This window comes from Larkinella sp. C7 (genome assembly GCF_006149005.1).
Classification (GTDB): Bacteria; Bacteroidota; Bacteroidia; order Cytophagales; family Spirosomataceae; genus Larkinella.
On the sequence record NZ_VBSL01000003.1, the window covers coordinates 58389 to 73013 of the forward strand.

Annotated in this window: 14 protein-coding genes; 9 read left to right on the forward strand and 5 right to left on the reverse strand. The window is 52.8% G+C overall.

Annotated elements, in window-relative coordinates:
- Positions 1-4: 4 nt before the first annotated feature.
- Positions 5-658, reverse strand: a complete 654-nt coding sequence (locus FH871_RS08585) for an RNA polymerase sigma factor (protein WP_138991044.1) — start codon at positions 656-658, stop codon at positions 5-7.
- A gap of 431 nt (positions 659-1089) precedes the next feature.
- Between FH871_RS08585 and FH871_RS08590 the strand changes: the two genes are divergently transcribed.
- From FH871_RS08590 to FH871_RS08620, 7 genes are all read left to right on the forward strand, one after another.
- Positions 1090-1680 carry a gluconate 2-dehydrogenase subunit 3 family protein gene (locus FH871_RS08590; protein WP_229312255.1) on the forward strand — a complete coding sequence of 197 codons (591 nt, stop codon included), beginning with the start codon at positions 1090-1092 and terminating at the stop codon, positions 1678-1680.
- A 109-nt stretch (positions 1681-1789) separates the two neighbouring features.
- Complete coding sequence (locus FH871_RS08595; RefSeq protein ID WP_138991045.1) at positions 1790-3508, forward strand: GMC oxidoreductase; 1719 nt, start codon at positions 1790-1792, stop codon at positions 3506-3508.
- 225 nt (positions 3509-3733) lie between these two features.
- On the forward strand, positions 3734-4942 hold the full coding sequence (locus FH871_RS08600) for an Ig-like domain-containing protein (RefSeq protein WP_138991046.1): 1209 nt from the start codon (positions 3734-3736) through the stop codon (positions 4940-4942).
- A gap of 75 nt (positions 4943-5017) precedes the next feature.
- A complete protein-coding gene (locus tag FH871_RS08605; RefSeq protein ID WP_138991047.1) occupies positions 5018-5569 on the forward strand; it encodes an RNA polymerase sigma factor in 552 nt (183 codons plus the stop codon).
- Positions 5556-6935: a hypothetical protein gene (locus FH871_RS08610; protein ID WP_138991048.1), complete on the forward strand. Its 1380-nt coding sequence runs from the start codon at positions 5556-5558 to the stop codon at positions 6933-6935. The genes FH871_RS08605 and FH871_RS08610 overlap by 14 nt, the downstream gene beginning before the upstream one ends.
- Before the next feature lie 124 nt (positions 6936-7059).
- Positions 7060-7620 (forward strand): hypothetical protein, encoded by a 561-nt coding sequence (locus tag FH871_RS08615; protein WP_138991049.1) that lies wholly within the window; start codon positions 7060-7062, stop codon positions 7618-7620.
- Positions 7621-7688: 68 nt separating this feature from the next.
- Complete coding sequence (locus tag FH871_RS08620) at positions 7689-7964, forward strand: hypothetical protein (RefSeq protein WP_138991050.1); 276 nt, start codon at positions 7689-7691, stop codon at positions 7962-7964.
- A gap of 76 nt (positions 7965-8040) precedes the next feature.
- On the opposite strand, the gene FH871_RS08625 is transcribed toward FH871_RS08620, so the two are convergent.
- Complete coding sequence (locus FH871_RS08625; RefSeq protein ID WP_138991051.1) at positions 8041-8913, reverse strand: DUF4595 domain-containing protein; 873 nt, start codon at positions 8911-8913, stop codon at positions 8041-8043.
- 195 nt (positions 8914-9108) lie between these two features.
- On the opposite strand from FH871_RS08625, the gene FH871_RS08630 reads away from it, so the two are divergent.
- Positions 9109-10389, forward strand: a complete 1281-nt coding sequence (locus tag FH871_RS08630; RefSeq protein ID WP_138991052.1) for a S9 family peptidase — start codon at positions 9109-9111, stop codon at positions 10387-10389.
- A gap of 64 nt (positions 10390-10453) precedes the next feature.
- On the opposite strand, the gene FH871_RS08635 is transcribed toward FH871_RS08630, so the two are convergent.
- On the reverse strand, positions 10454-11545 hold the full coding sequence (locus FH871_RS08635; RefSeq protein WP_138991053.1) for an alkene reductase: 1092 nt from the start codon (positions 11543-11545) through the stop codon (positions 10454-10456).
- A 74-nt stretch (positions 11546-11619) separates the two neighbouring features.
- Entirely contained in the window at positions 11620-11889 is a 270-nt protein-coding gene (locus FH871_RS08640; RefSeq protein ID WP_114408859.1) for a helix-turn-helix transcriptional regulator, read from the reverse strand.
- A gap of 235 nt (positions 11890-12124) precedes the next feature.
- On the opposite strand from FH871_RS08640, the gene FH871_RS08645 reads away from it, so the two are divergent.
- On the forward strand, positions 12125-13243 hold the full coding sequence (locus FH871_RS08645; protein WP_255516901.1) for an ATP-binding protein: 1119 nt from the start codon (positions 12125-12127) through the stop codon (positions 13241-13243).
- 117 nt (positions 13244-13360) lie between these two features.
- On the opposite strand, the gene FH871_RS08650 is transcribed toward FH871_RS08645, so the two are convergent.
- On the reverse strand, positions 13361-14542 hold the full coding sequence (locus tag FH871_RS08650) for a hypothetical protein (RefSeq protein ID WP_138991055.1): 1182 nt from the start codon (positions 14540-14542) through the stop codon (positions 13361-13363).
- Positions 14543-14625 lie beyond the last annotated feature (83 nt).

The window sequence follows — 14625 nt, forward strand, 5'->3', positions numbered from 1 at the left end:
GTGTTTAGTTTGTGATCCATTCTTCGTATAAGCCCCGCAGGCGCTCCCGCAGGTACAGAATCGCGTAGCGTTTGCGCGACAGGAGCGTGTTGATCGGAATACCGATCTCGTCGGCCATGTCCCGAAAACTCTGTCCGTCGATCTCGTGCCGGATAAATACCTCACGTTGTTCGGCGGGGAGCTCCGAAACCGCTTCCATGACCGCTTCCATCATCGCTTCCCGCATCAGCATCTCGTCGGCGGTCAAGTCGTTGGCGGGCAGCAAACTGGCCATCAGCAGCGGTTCGCCATCGTCGTCGGCATAGCCCCTGGATTGCTCTTCCAGCGAAACCGTCCGCTTTTTCCGGTACCAGTCGATGATTTTCCGCCGGGCTACCGCAAACAACCACCCGGCCAGATGCTCAATGGGCTGCGTCAGCGGTTCCGTGGGCGAGGGCAGTTGCGTTCGCCGGTCGATTTCGGCCCAGTCCATCAACACATCCTGCAACAGATCTTCGGCATCCTCGCGCGTCGGGAGCCGTCGACGGATAAAATCCAGCAGGCGGGGGCGTTCGCGCTGAACCGCCCGGGCCGCCCCGTCGGGTGGCCGGGAATCGGAACCGGAATGATGATCCGATCCTTTCGGGTTGATGGGGACAGACAGCGCTACGTTTCTCATACACCAGGGAAGTCGGATGAAAACAGCGGATATTGTATCACCAGTGCCTGAAGTCCCTAAAAATGGATAAGTGGCGCAATTGACCCGACGAAAGGTCGTTTAAGGATTGGGCGTAAAGAAGTTAGACGAGTAACAAGAGGCTGAAAGGACGTTTTTTTGAGTCTCCTGTCACCTGTCTCAGCACTTTGGTCGCGAACGAAAAAAAGAAAAATGCCCCATCCATTTCATTTCTACCGGTTTTTTGGCAGATTCATGACCCGAATTAGGGATGACGTATCGGGACATAACCGGTAAGAATATACGCCCTGTTGGCCTTCCTTTTTCGGATGAAACCTGCCTAACGCCGTACAAATAGCCGATCGATTGCCTATATTTGTCATGGATTATTCCGTTAGTTTTTTGAATCTCACTAATCTTTTACTCAATATATTATGAACAGAAGAGATGCCTTGATGCGGGTTGCGGCTTTGATGGGAACCACCCTGACGCTGCCTGCACTCGCGGATACGCTCGAAGCGTCGGCTACCAGACGGGCCCTGAGCGGAAAGCCTCTGTTGTTTACGGCCGACCAGGACACGATGGTCGCTGAAATGACTGAAGTCATTATCCCCACGACCAGCACCCCCGGTGCGAAAGCCGCCAAAGTCAATGAAATCATTGACATTATCTTGAAAGACTGTTATCCGCAAAAAGACCAGAAGCAGTTTTTAGACGGACTGGCCCATACGAATGAGCTGAGTCAGGCTGCCTACAGCAAGAATTTCGTGGCGCTCGATGCCACGCAACGAACGGAGATCATGACGAAACTGCAGGCCGAAGCCGCCGAACAACGCAAGGCCATGGCTTCCATGCCCGCCGAAAAACGGTATACGCCCTTCTTCAATACCCTGAAATCCTTGACGCTGAACGGGTATTTTACGTCGGAAATTGGGGCCACCCAGGCCCTGGCCTACATTGCCGTTCCGGGCCGTTTCCAGGGGTGTGTTGATCTGAAACCCGGCCAGAAAGCCTGGGCTACCTAGTGTCGATGAACAAGGACGAATGAAAGGATTTCCGGTTCGTTCGTCATTTGGAACTGCCTGAGCGGTTCCGGAAATTGTTCATTATCCATTTTATTCGTCATTAAAAAACATGAACCTTAACATAGATAGTATCAAAGCCACTACCTACGACGCCATTGTAGTTGGGTCGGGGATCAGCGGGGGATGGGCAGCGAAAGAGCTGACAGAGAAGGGCTTGAAAGTGCTGATGCTCGAACGGGGCGAAGACATCAAACACATCGAAGGGTATAAAACCGCCATGACCGACCCCTGGCAGTTTCCGCACCGGGGGCGGGTGACGTCGGAGATCGCCGAGGAACAGGCCGTTCAGGCCCGGACAGGCTATACGGTTTCGGAAGCTACCGCCTACCTGTTTGTCAACGATAAAGAAAATCCGTATCTGGAAGACAAGCGGTTCGACTGGATGCGCGGCTACCACACGGGCGGCCGTTCGCTGATGTGGGGCCGTCAGAGCTACCGCCTGGGCGATCTCGATTTTGAAGCCAACATCAAGGAAGGCGTCGGTGCCGACTGGCCGATTCGCTACAAAGACATTTCGCCCTGGTACGATTACGTCGAAAAATTCATCGGCGTCAGTGGTTCACGCGATGGCTTGCCGCAGTTGCCCGACGGGCAGTTTCAGCCGCCGATGGACATGTATTGCCTTGAAAAACACGTCAAAGGCGAGGTAGAGAAAAAATTCAAGGAGCGGACAATCACCATCGGCCGGGTGGCACACATCACCAAGCCTACGGCACAACAAAGTGCTTTGGGCCGGGCGCAGTGCCAATACCGGAACCTGTGTAGCCGGGGGTGTCCGTTCGGTGCCTATTTCAGCACGCAGTCGGCCACGCTGCCGGCGGCCATGAAAACCAAAAACCTGACGCTCCGGCCGCATTCCATCGTAACGTCGGTGATCTACGACGAAGCGAAGAAAAAAGCAACGGGCGTTCGGGTGGTCGATCAGTTGACGAAAGAAGAACTGACGTTCAACGCCAAAATTATTTTCCTCTGTGCCTCGTCCATGGCGTCGACGCAAATCCTGATGGCTTCGGTTTCCAACCGGTTTCCAAATGGTTTGGGCAACGAAAGCGGGGTGCTGGGTCACTACGTGATGGACCACCATTTCCGGGTGGGTGCCAGCGGTGTCTACGAAGGGTTTGGCGATAAATACTACTACGGTCGTCGGGCGAACGGCATTTATGTGCCCCGTTTCCGCAACCTGCCCGGCCAGGCAAAACGCGATTACCTGCGCGGATTCGGCTACCAGGGTGGTGCATCCCGCATGAACTGGGGCCGGGGTACAGCTTCGGAAGGTTTCGGAGCAGCCTTCAAAGACGAAATGACCAAACCGGGACCCTGGGCGATGAACCTCGGCGGTTTTGGCGAATGTCTGCCGTATTTCGAAAACAAAGTCGTGATTGACAAGTCGAAAACCGATAAGTATGGTCTGCCGGTACTGCGCTTCGATGCCGAGTTCAAGGAAAACGAAATGAAGATGCGCAAGGACATGGGCAACGATGCCGCCGAAATGCTCGAAACGGCGGGTTTGAAAAACGTGACCATCAACGACAACGGTTCGTGGCCGGGTCTGGGCATTCACGAAATGGGAACCGCCCGGATGGGGAATGATCCGAAGCAATCGGTGCTGAACAAATTCAACCAGGTGCATTCCGTGAAAAACGTCTTTTGCACGGACGGCGCGTTCATGGTTTCGGCTTCGTGTGTCAACCCGTCGCTCACCTACATGGCCATGACCGCCCGCGCGGCCAACTACGCCGTGCAGGAGCTGAAGCGGCAAAACCTTTAGGGAGTGAAGAGTGAAGAGTTAAAAATTAAGAGTTGAAATACGCCACGGCCTGTTTGGCCGACGGGATTCACTTTCAACTCTTATTTTTTAACTCTTCACTCTTCACTATTTTTTGCAACCCTTTCGGTATCAGCCTTGTCATATCGTTCAGAGCGTTGTCTCGACGGTGATATGTTTACATCCAGATTTTATAGTACGGTATTGACGGTGTTATTGCTGGGCACAGTGGCTTGCGATCGAATCGCGCAGGACGCTGCACCTGGCCCGAATGGCGTGGATACGGAAGAAATTGAATACTATACCCTGCCCGACCAGCAGGTGGCGATTGATTTGACGTCCATTTCCGGCCTCAATTCGGTCACAACCCTATACATTACCCAAACACCGCGACTCGGTAATGCCCGATTCAGCGGCAGCGGTTTGCTGGTTTATACGCCTTATTCCACCTTTGTGGTGGGTGAAGACCAGTTTTCGGTCAGCACAGGCAAAGAAACCCGGCTTGCCCGGTCGTTCCGGATCAGCATGGCGGCCGACAGCAGCCGAATTCCGTGTAATGCCGGCCCGATTCCGGATGGGTACCGGACGGCCGAAAGCCAGCCCATTACGGTAGATGTTTTGAAAAATGACCGGTTTTGCGATGCTACGGTCGATCTGTCCAGTCTGGCCGTGCAGCAGCAACCGGAGCACGGCAAAGTAACCGTCGAAAATGGGGAAATTCGGTACACGCCCACGGTCGGTTTCAACGGCTTTGATTTTTTCTTTTACAAAGTGAAGGCGGTTTTTCCGCAAAAAAACCGCACGTTTTTATGTCCGGTTCGGATTAGCGTCGGCGATCCGTATAAAGATTGTAAAATTCTGCTGAAAGATGAGCAGGTCTACTGGAAACAATGGTTCATTACCGATTCGTTGCGCATTCCGGTTCTGGCCAACGATCAGCTTTGTAAATCCCGGTATGATCTGCCGGTTACGATCGTCAAGGCCCCCGGCAAGGGTACGGCACGGGTGTTGAAGAACAATACGGTTTTGTATTTTCCGACAAACGGCTACACGGGAGAGGATGAATTGACATACCGGCGTTGCGATGCCGGCGACTGTCAGGAAGCCACGGCCCGCATTTCGGTCACCGGCCCAGACGTCGACTGTGCGTTGACGGCCCGCAATGACAACGGGCAGATCTCGGCCGCTATTTTGCCTACTGATCCCAAAAAGCGGGTTGTTTACATTTACGCGCTGGGAAATGACCGCGTTTGTTCACCCTTGCGAAGCATGACCATTACGGATAATCCATCGGGTGCCGCATTAGAAGTCCTGCCAAACGGGGCTATTGTGTACCGGCCTTCCCTGGATTTCAGAGGAAGTTTTCAGTTTACCTATGAATTAACAGACGTGAAAAACAACAAGTCGTCGGCGACGGTAAATCTTGCCATTCAATAAATTAGGAATGGTAAATTGGGTCGGTTTAAGGAAAAGTTGTAATTCGAACGTACACCGTCGTCCTGAAGAAACTCTTTGTCTGAAATAGAATTGTTGCGGGCATGCCAGCGTCACGATGCGCGGGCGCAAACGGCTTTGTACGAACGTCACAAAGGCCGGATGATGGGTCTTTGCCGTCGCTATGCCCATTCGCGTCCGGAAGCAGAAGACATGTTTCAGGAAGGGTTTATCCGCATCTTCCAGCAAATTCATACCATCGAACAACCCGAGCGGTTGCTGAACTGGATGAAACGGGTGATGGTCAACACGGCCATTAACTGGTATCACAAGCACCACCACGAGCAATCCGAAACCGATTACGAAGAAGCCTGGGAAACCAGCAACACCGAACACAACGATATTCTGGCCCGCATCTCAACGGAGGAACTGCTCACATTGGTGCAGGACCTGGCCGATGGCTACCGCATGGTGTTCAACCTGTATGTAGTGGATGGTTACAGCCACCAGGAAATTGCCCGGATGCTGGGGATTTCGGAGGGAACGTCAAAGTCGCAACTGGCGCGGGCGAAAGAAGTTTTAAAACAAAAATTGAAGAAAATAGGCATTGTCAGCTATGGCAGCTACTGAAGATGAGTGGGAACGGATTTTCCGGCAAAGACTTGAAAACTACGAGTCTGAACCGGCGGAAGACGCTCTGGAACGTATTTTAAGGGGATCAAAACCGCCATCGGTCGAAAAACCGGGGCGTCATGTGGGTCGGCGAATCGGTTTGAGTCTGGCCTTTCTGGGTATTCTGGTCCTGCTAACCGTTGGCATCCGGGAGTATACAGCCTCGTCGACAGGCACCGTTGCGCAAGCACCGGCGGTGGTGAAGGCTGACCCGAAACTGGAAACGGAGCAGGCCGGGACGTTTGCTGAAAACCATCCAACGACCGGGGAAGTCAGTCATGTATCCCAAAACGGAAGACCAGCCAAAGCGGTAGAATCCCGCTCCGTCAGAGACGGGGGGCGGATTGGTGAATCATCGGTTTTTGCCCGGGCGGCTGAAAAAAAACGGCGAAAACCGGTTGGCTCAGGTTTGGAGCCATTGCGAAGGAATGAACAGAATACGAGCGAAAAGTTAGTCAGTCAACTGAGCAGTATACCGAAAGAAGTACCAGACGAAGCTTATGATGTAAACTCTACGATCCCCTCATCCAGTCCCCAAACGAGCATGGAGACGGAAACCGAATCGGCTCTGCGCTACGCATTTGTAACCGGAAAAGCGACCCGGCTTGTGTTTCCCGTTGCCACCTTACCCGCCGTTCATCCACCGGCCCGGCAGCAGGCTCCCGACATCGAACCGGGTAAAATGGCCGCCCGTCCTTCCTTTTTTGCCAGTGTCATGCCCCTGTACACGTTCCGGGAGGTAACGCCGGTGCGGCAGGATGAGATCGTAATGGAAAAAATTCGCCCGTCCACCTCCTTGTCCGCCCGAACGGGTTTGCGGGTGCAGGCCGGGGCCGAATGGCCGCTGAGCCGGAGGCTCAGTTTACGGGTTGGGGCGGTTTATCAGAAATTGCAGCAGGAAATGACCTACTCCGCCCGGGCACTCCGCTCAGATTCGACCAAAGTGGAGTGGGTCGATCAGCAAACCATCAAATTAACGCCCTTGTATAAATCGGTGGAACATCGGGTGAAAACCACCTGGCAGTATGTTGCGCTGAGTGCAGAAGGCCGGTGGCAATTGAATCCGGGTCAGATGACGGGGCTGCGGCATTCGATGGCGATCGGAGGGAGTCTGGGTTATCTGGTCAGTGGCCGCTCCAGCCAACGCTGGCAGCCCTTTTTGCAGGCTTCCTACGGAATTGAGCGCCAATTGACGGAGAAATTGCGGTTGCAGGTTGAACCCGGAATCGTCTATAACCTCAACGCCATCAGCGATAATTCGCGGTGTTTCAGCGTCCGTCCCTATAGCTATGGTCTGGTAGTCGGACTACACTGGCAGCCTTAAACATGAACGAACCGTCGTCCCGTTGGCTCAGGAATTTGAAATTTTTCCGAACAACTTTAGTATGATCAGAGTTTGTTTTATAATTGATTTGGTTCAAACAACCATCATAAAACAAAACTCAACGATGAAAAAGCTAGTGATGATGGGGGCTATGTTCATGGCGGTTGCCCTCAACGCCAAAGCGCAGAACACGACCGGGTCGACAGGCACCGGCACGACGACCGGTACGACCGTAAACCCGCAAACGCAGACGACCAATCCGCAAACCCAGGGGATGAACGGCCAGTCGACGGGTACAACGGGAAATACGAATACGACAACGTATCCGCAGGGCCAGACGACTTTAGGGTCGCAATCGCCTACCGGTTCAACGGCTAATCCGCAAATGCAAACGCAGCCACCAACGACCGGAACCACTACATTTCCGCAAACGCAACAAGGCCAGCAGGGACAAATGAACCAACAGGGTCAGATGAACCGCGAGCGTCGTACGACCGATCCAACGTCTACCCAGACCGATCCGGTTCAGGGTTCAACGACGACCAATCCTTCGACGACGACCAGCCCGACGAACTCAGAATTGAACACCAAGGGGACGACCAACAATTCGAACGACCGCAAAAACCGGAGAAATAGAAACCGGAATGATTCGACGATGAAGCGTGATACGCTACAAAATAAATAGTAGAGAATCAGTTAGGTAATCCAAGAAAAGCAGTCATCACTCGGTGTCTGCTTTTTTTCCTTACAACCATGAAAAAGCTACTGATTGCCAGTCTGATCGGCGTCTCCCTTTTTGGGGTTTCTGCCCAAACTACGGGGATGGTCCGTCTCTGGGATCCTATTGCCGGGCAAACCGCCACGCAGGATACGATCAAAAAAGACACAAACCGGCTTCGGCAGGGCGACCGGATGCGCCGGGGACAAATTGAGGACCGGCGGCCAACGGGCGATCCGAATCCGAAGCAACTCCGCACCGATTCGCTTCGGCGGGGTGGCGCCATGAAAGTGGATACCGTTCGGTATTAAAATGAAAAACCTCCCGGTCCGGGAGGTTTTTTCGTTCAAGAGGATGGGTTAGTAATGGCTTTGGGCGGTGATTGAATTATAGCGATACGGTCAGGTCTGACACCACGTATTCGTAGGGCGAAATCTGGAGCAGGGCCCCGTTCGATACGTTGTATTTTTTGCTGATCGTTACATACCCGTCGGCATTGAGGGTGTAAGCGAATCGGTAATCGGTCGTTGTGCCACCATACACGGTTTGAATCGTTTTTAGCCGCTGCATCAGGTGTTTGCTGGTTTTGCCGAAAATGCGCAGGTACGGATCTAGATTGAACACACCGACCGCATTGAGACGGTTATTATCGTTCAGGATGGCTGAGCCTGCAAACTGGTATTCATAAATGTTTTTCTGAATTACATCATTGGGGTTATTAAACCGCTTTACTTCAACCAGATCGCCGTCGGCGTTGTAGGCAAATTCCACCCGCATGTTGGGGTAAATGGAATGGTAGCGGTTGATCAATCGGCCCTTGGCGTCGTAATCGTACTTAAACGAGTTCATGGTAATGTGTGGGATGCCATCCACGACAGAATAATCCGGCACTTCAGAGTGCGTGCAGCGGCCGTTCGCATCCAGAAAATAGGTGCCATCCTGCGTTTTCGTACCGCCTACCAGCGTTAGCGTCGTAACCTTCCCAGGGCTGTAGGCATAGGTGGTCGTACGGTTGCCTTCAGTAACTTTCACCAGCTTTCCGTTTGCATCATACGACAAGGTAGCGTTGCCTTGTTTTACAAGGGTGTGTTTTTTCGCTACCGACACGATGATGTCATCCATTCCCAAGGCGTTGGATTCAACTGGCTGGCCCGTGTTCGACTGGCGGGGTGCCGAAGGTTCAAGCTGCTGGTTTTCGCACGATGACAAACTAATCAGGAGACTACAGAGCGCCAAAGCGCTGATTTTGGTGAGGTTCATTAGTTCTTTGTTGTTTGGCTATGTTGGTGCAACAAAGGTAGATCGCCGGTGTTTGGTCAGCTAGCCGGAGTCGGCAACAAGTAGATTGGGGTAAATAACGAGCGGGAAAGTGCCCGCAGTTGGTCATGATCAGCAAAGTAAAACAGAGACGGAAAAGCCTTTAGGAAATGACCGGTTTCAACGGTATCGAACACGATGCAGACTTTGTTTGTCAGATTCCTCCTGCTTTCAGGACTTCTATTCCTTCAGGTCACTCTGTATGCGCAGGCACCTGAACCCAACTACGACGAAACCAAAATACCGCCTTACACCTTGCCCGATCCCCTCGTCACACCGACCGGGAAGCGCATCACGACCATTCGCCAGTGGGAAAGCCAGCAACGACCGGTCTTGTTGAAACAATTTGCCACGCAGGTCTACGGCGTAACGCCCGAACGACGGCTGGCAACCCGGTATGAGGTAAAATCGGTGGACTCCTCCGCGCTCGGCGGAACGGCGATTCGCAAACAGATTTCTATCATCTGGACGGAATATCCCAATCTGCCGTCGCTGGATATTCTGCTGTATATCCCCAAAAGTGTGAAACGCCCGCCGGTTTTTGTCGGGTTCAATTACATGGGAAACCACAGCATCAGCACCGAACCCGGTATTGCCCTCTCCACGCGCTGGTTACCCAACCGGCCCGACGGAAAAGTTGTCAACAACCGGGCGACGGAAGCCGCGCGGGGTGTACAACTTTCCCGTTGGCCCCTGGAACTCATCATTTCAAAGGGGTATAGCGTGGCAACGGCCTATTACGGCGATCTGGAACCCGATCATCCGGAGGGCTGGAAAACCGGTATTCGTTCCGTATTGGGGCCACCGACGGAGCCGAAAAGCGACGGCTGGCAGGCGATTGGGGTCTGGGCGTGGGGCATGAGCCGGATGCTCGATTACCTGGAAACCGACGGACTGGTGGATGCCAGACGGGCGATTGCGCTGGGGCATTCGCGCCAGGGAAAAGCCGCTTTGTGGGCGGGTGCGCAGGATACACGGTTTGCGGCCGTTATTGCCAACGAATCCGGCGAAGGCGGAGCGGCTTTATCGAAGCGCGTTTTTGGAGAAACCATTCTGCGGCTTAACACGAGTTTTCCGCACTGGTTTTGTCCGCAATACCGGACTTATAACAACCGGCCCGAAGCCCTGCCATTCGATCAGCACCAACTCCTGGCCTTGATCGCGCCCCGCCCACTTTACGTTGCGAGTGCGCAGGGCGACCAGTGGGCCGATCCGAAAGGTGAATTCATGAGCGCTCGCCAAACCGATCCGGTTTACAAACTATACGGTAAAAAAGGCATTGGTACCGACGATTGGCCTCCCGTTCACACCCCCGTCGGGGAAACGGTTCGCTACCACATCCGCACGGGCGAGCATGACGTCAAGCGATATGACTGGGAACAATTTCTGAACTTCGCTGATCAGCAGGTGAAAAAATAGACAAGAGAGGGTAGACAAGAGAGTAAAGAGTCTCACGTCTCTTGTCTACCCTCTCTATTCTAGATCACACCTGCGCTTCAACCAGCGCGGGATAATCGATAAACCCTTTTTCGCCACCAGCATAAAACGTTGCGGGGTCGGCCTGGGCCAGTTCAGCGCCGGTGCTCAGCCGTTCGACCAGATCCGGGTTCGCAATGAACGGATACCCAAACGCAACCAGGTCGCCCACGCCGTTTTGCAAGTCTTCTTCGGCGCGTTCAGCGGTGTATTTGCTGTTCAGAATCAGCGTATTGCTGAATTTTTCCCGGATGGTTTTGAGCAGCGGGACGGTGGTTTCGGCTCCTTCCGGGGCTGCGGTATTGATAACGTGGAGGTAAACGATGCCCAGATCGTTCAGTTTTTCGGCCAGGTAAGTGTACGTTTCGTCAATTTCCGGATAAACCGACATATCGTTGTATACGTTGTAGGGCGAAAACCGGATGCCAACGCGATCTTTGCCGATGGCCTGTGCCGATTGTTCGGCAATTTCCAGGGCAAAACGGGCGCGGTTTTCGACGCTGCCGCCGTATTCATCGGTGCGCTGGTTGCTGTTCGGATTTAAAAACTGCTCGATCAGATAGCCATTGGCACCGTGTAACTCGATACCGTCGAAACCGGCTTCCACGGCGTTTTTAGCCGCCTGAACAAATTCCTGAATCGTCTGCTTCACCTCGTCAGTCGTCAACGCGCGGGGCTGGGCGTTGGTCTGCATACCACCCTGATCCGTCCACATCGGGCCGTCGGCTGCAATCGCCGACGGCGCAACCACCTCGGCTCCGGCTGGCAAATTAAGAGGGTGGCCAATGCGGCCGGTATGCATCAATTGCACAAAAATATGCCCGCCTTTTTCGTGAACAGCCTGCGTCGTCAGTTTCCAGCCCGCTACTTGTTCGGCACTGAAAATACCTGGAATCCGGGCGTAACCCAAACCGTTGGGGGAAGGAGAGACGCCTTCGGAAATGATTAGACCCGCTGAAGCCCGCTGGCCATAATACTTGGCAATCAGTTCGTTGGGGATGTTGTTATAAGCCCGGCTGCGGGTCATCGGAGCCATGGCGATTCGGTTGGTGAGGGTCAGCATACCGAGTTGAATGGGGGAAAAAAGTAAATTACGCATAGCAAGGGATGTCTTGGTTCGGGGGGATAACGCATCCATACATTTAAAAGTTTGAATGTATTAGAGAAAATTTTTTAAGTCAGCTTCGTCAGAAAGCCCGACAAGTCTTTCAATCCCTCTTTATTTAAACTCAGGTTCTGGTTGCGGCCTTCTTTGTGGGAGTTGACCAAACCGCTGTCGATGAGCGTTTTAACGTGGTGTGAAACGCACGGTTGCGACAGTCCGGTCATTTCCTGAATATCCGAATTGTTCAAACTTCCTTTTTCGGAAAGGGCCAGCAAAATTTGCAACCGGTATTTATCGGCGATGGCACCAGACGCTTTTTCAATAAACTTGTTATCCATTGGCTGAGCCGGATGGCAGGTCCGGTTTAAACAGAATACGGTCGTTGAGAATACTACAAAGTGCTGAACGTCACCGTTCACGATGTTGTAAAATTGATGAAGTTTCTTCAAATATTCTACTCTATCCCCACAAAGTTGTATTTCATGGTATTTTTCTGACAATTTAGGAATTTAATTCCTAAATTGTCAGAAAAATACCATGATAGATCGTCAACTCACCCATCGGGCTTCCGAAATGCTTCGGAAATATCCAATTATCACCATTACCGGGCCGCGCCAATCGGGGAAAACCACAATGGCAAAGTTTCTAAAACCCGATTATCGGTATGTGAGTCTGGAAAGTTTGGCCGAACGGGAATTTGCCCGGCAAGACCCGAAAGGGTTTCTGGAAACCTATCAAAACGGGGTGATTCTGGATGAAGTACAATATGTGCCGGACCTGTTTTCTTATCTGCAAGTGGCAACCGACGAGCGGCAACGCACGGGCGAATACATTCTGACCGGATCACAAAATTTCCTGTTGATGGAGCAGATCACCCAATCTCTGGCGGGGCGGGTGGCGGTATTCAACCTCCTGCCTTTGTCGTGGCAGGAACTTCGGAGTACGATGTATCAGCCCGCATCATGGGACACTTATGTCGTCAGTGGGTCCTATCCGCGAAAACTCGTACAGGATATCGACGCCGATGGCTTCTACGATAACTACCTGCAAACGTACGTAGAGCGCGACGTGCGGCAGGTCAAGAATATTCTGAATTTAAATCTATTTCAGAAATTCATTCAGTTGCTGGCAGGACGCATCGGGCAGTTGTTCAACCAGCAGAGTTTGGCGGTGGAGTTGGGCATTGATAACAAAACTGTCAATGCGTGGCTGACGGTGCTTGAAACCTCGTTTATTGCGTATCGCTTGCCACCTTATTATCAAAATTTCAGCAAGCGTATTGTGAAAACACCGAAGGTTTATTTCTACGATACGGGATTGGCTGCCTATTTGTTGGGCATCAGGTCGGTCGATGATCTGGGGGTTCATTTTGCCCGCGGTGCCCTTTTTGAAAATTTAATCATCAACGAACTGACCAAAAACTGGCTGAACCGGGGTCAGCGACCGCCGTTTTATTTCTGGTCGGATCAATCGAATCACGAAATTGATCTACTCATTGACCGGGGCAAAAGCCTGACGGCGGTTGAAATTAAATCAGGGCGAACCATTCAGCCGGACTTTTTTAAAGGCCTGGACTACTTCCAAAAACTGGCTCCTCAAACTACGTCGATACTGGTGTACGGAGGGAATGACGCCCAGCAACGGACTGGCGCCCGGGTGTTGACCATGAATGACTTGGATGCATTGAATTAAGGGACAGATGAACCCTGCTGTGCCGACTGGCCTGTATTAAAATCGGTTGAAAGCAACCTGGCTTCCAACCGATTCGATTGATCCCTACTGGTGGGTGGTTTGCTACAACAGTGTGCGTTAAAATTGAATCCCGACATTGAGCCCCGGCCACATCCGAACCCGAACTTCTTCGTCCGACCACCGGCGGCTGAACGTCTTGTCGTATACTTCCCATTTGACCCATTCTGTTCCGGTTCCTTCGCCGGTTTCAAATTTCGTTACCTGCACATTGAAGGTGGGCGTAACGGTGACGGCAATGCGGTTATGAATCGGTAAAATGAAACTTACCCGGGCCTGATTCAGCAAATTGAGATCTTCCCAGTGGTTGCCTTCTTCCTGAATCTGGTAGGTCAGGGCTTCGATGCTGATCTGGTTGCGTTTGCCGATAAACTGGTTGGTGCCAATCCCGTAGCCGTAGCCCCAACGGAGGGTGTTCCAACGAACGTTGTCGTTTTCGGGCCAGGCCGCTCCGAGGGCGAAGATGTTGTAAAACTTGCGGTTTCCGCCCATTTTGAAGCCAATGTTGGCGTGCAGGGCGTCGCCCGCCCAGATTTCGAAGCGGTGGTAGCCGTTTTTGGAAAGATTCAGCAAACCGATCTGCGCGCCGTCGACGTTTTCGGCCACGTTGATCAGCCCGATCTGGGTGCCTTTCACGCGTTTCGCCACGTTGGCAATGCCCGCGATCTGCAAGCCTTCGACCGATTCAGCCAGATTGGCAATCCCGGCAATCTGCGCGCCTTTAACGGCCCCCTTCGTCACGTTGGCAATGCCGCCCACTTGCGCGCCGGTCAGTTGCGCCCCGGAGAGGTTGGCAATCCCGGCAAACTGCGCCCCTTTCACGCTTTTTCCGACGACGTTGACAATTCCACCGAACTGGGCTCCGTAGAGTGGGCCGCCCACGGCGTTGACGATTCCGGCAAATTGCGCGCCATCGACTTCATGCCTGACTCCGTTCAGGATGCCCGAAAACTGCGCTCCCTTGGCATAATCTTTCTCCAGGCTGAACAAACCGCTGAATTCGACGCCGTCCAGAGCCGCAGCATAACCGCCGAGCAAATTCAATGAAAACCGGTTGCTGAACAGGGCGTTGTCGAGTCCATTGGTGCTCAGGGGTGGCACAAAACCGATCTGGGCGGGGCGGATTGGATAACGGCCCTTCCGGGCTTCTTTTAATTCCGTTTGGAGGGAATCCGGCTCCTGCGAATAGGCCGGTGCGGCAAAATAAAACAGGGAAGTGGCTAGTACGAGTAATTTTTTCATGGCAATCGTTCCTTTTTATGTGTGTTTACTGTTGTGCAATATGAAGTTGACAAAACCAGGTTCTCTTATCCCGAATCTGCTCC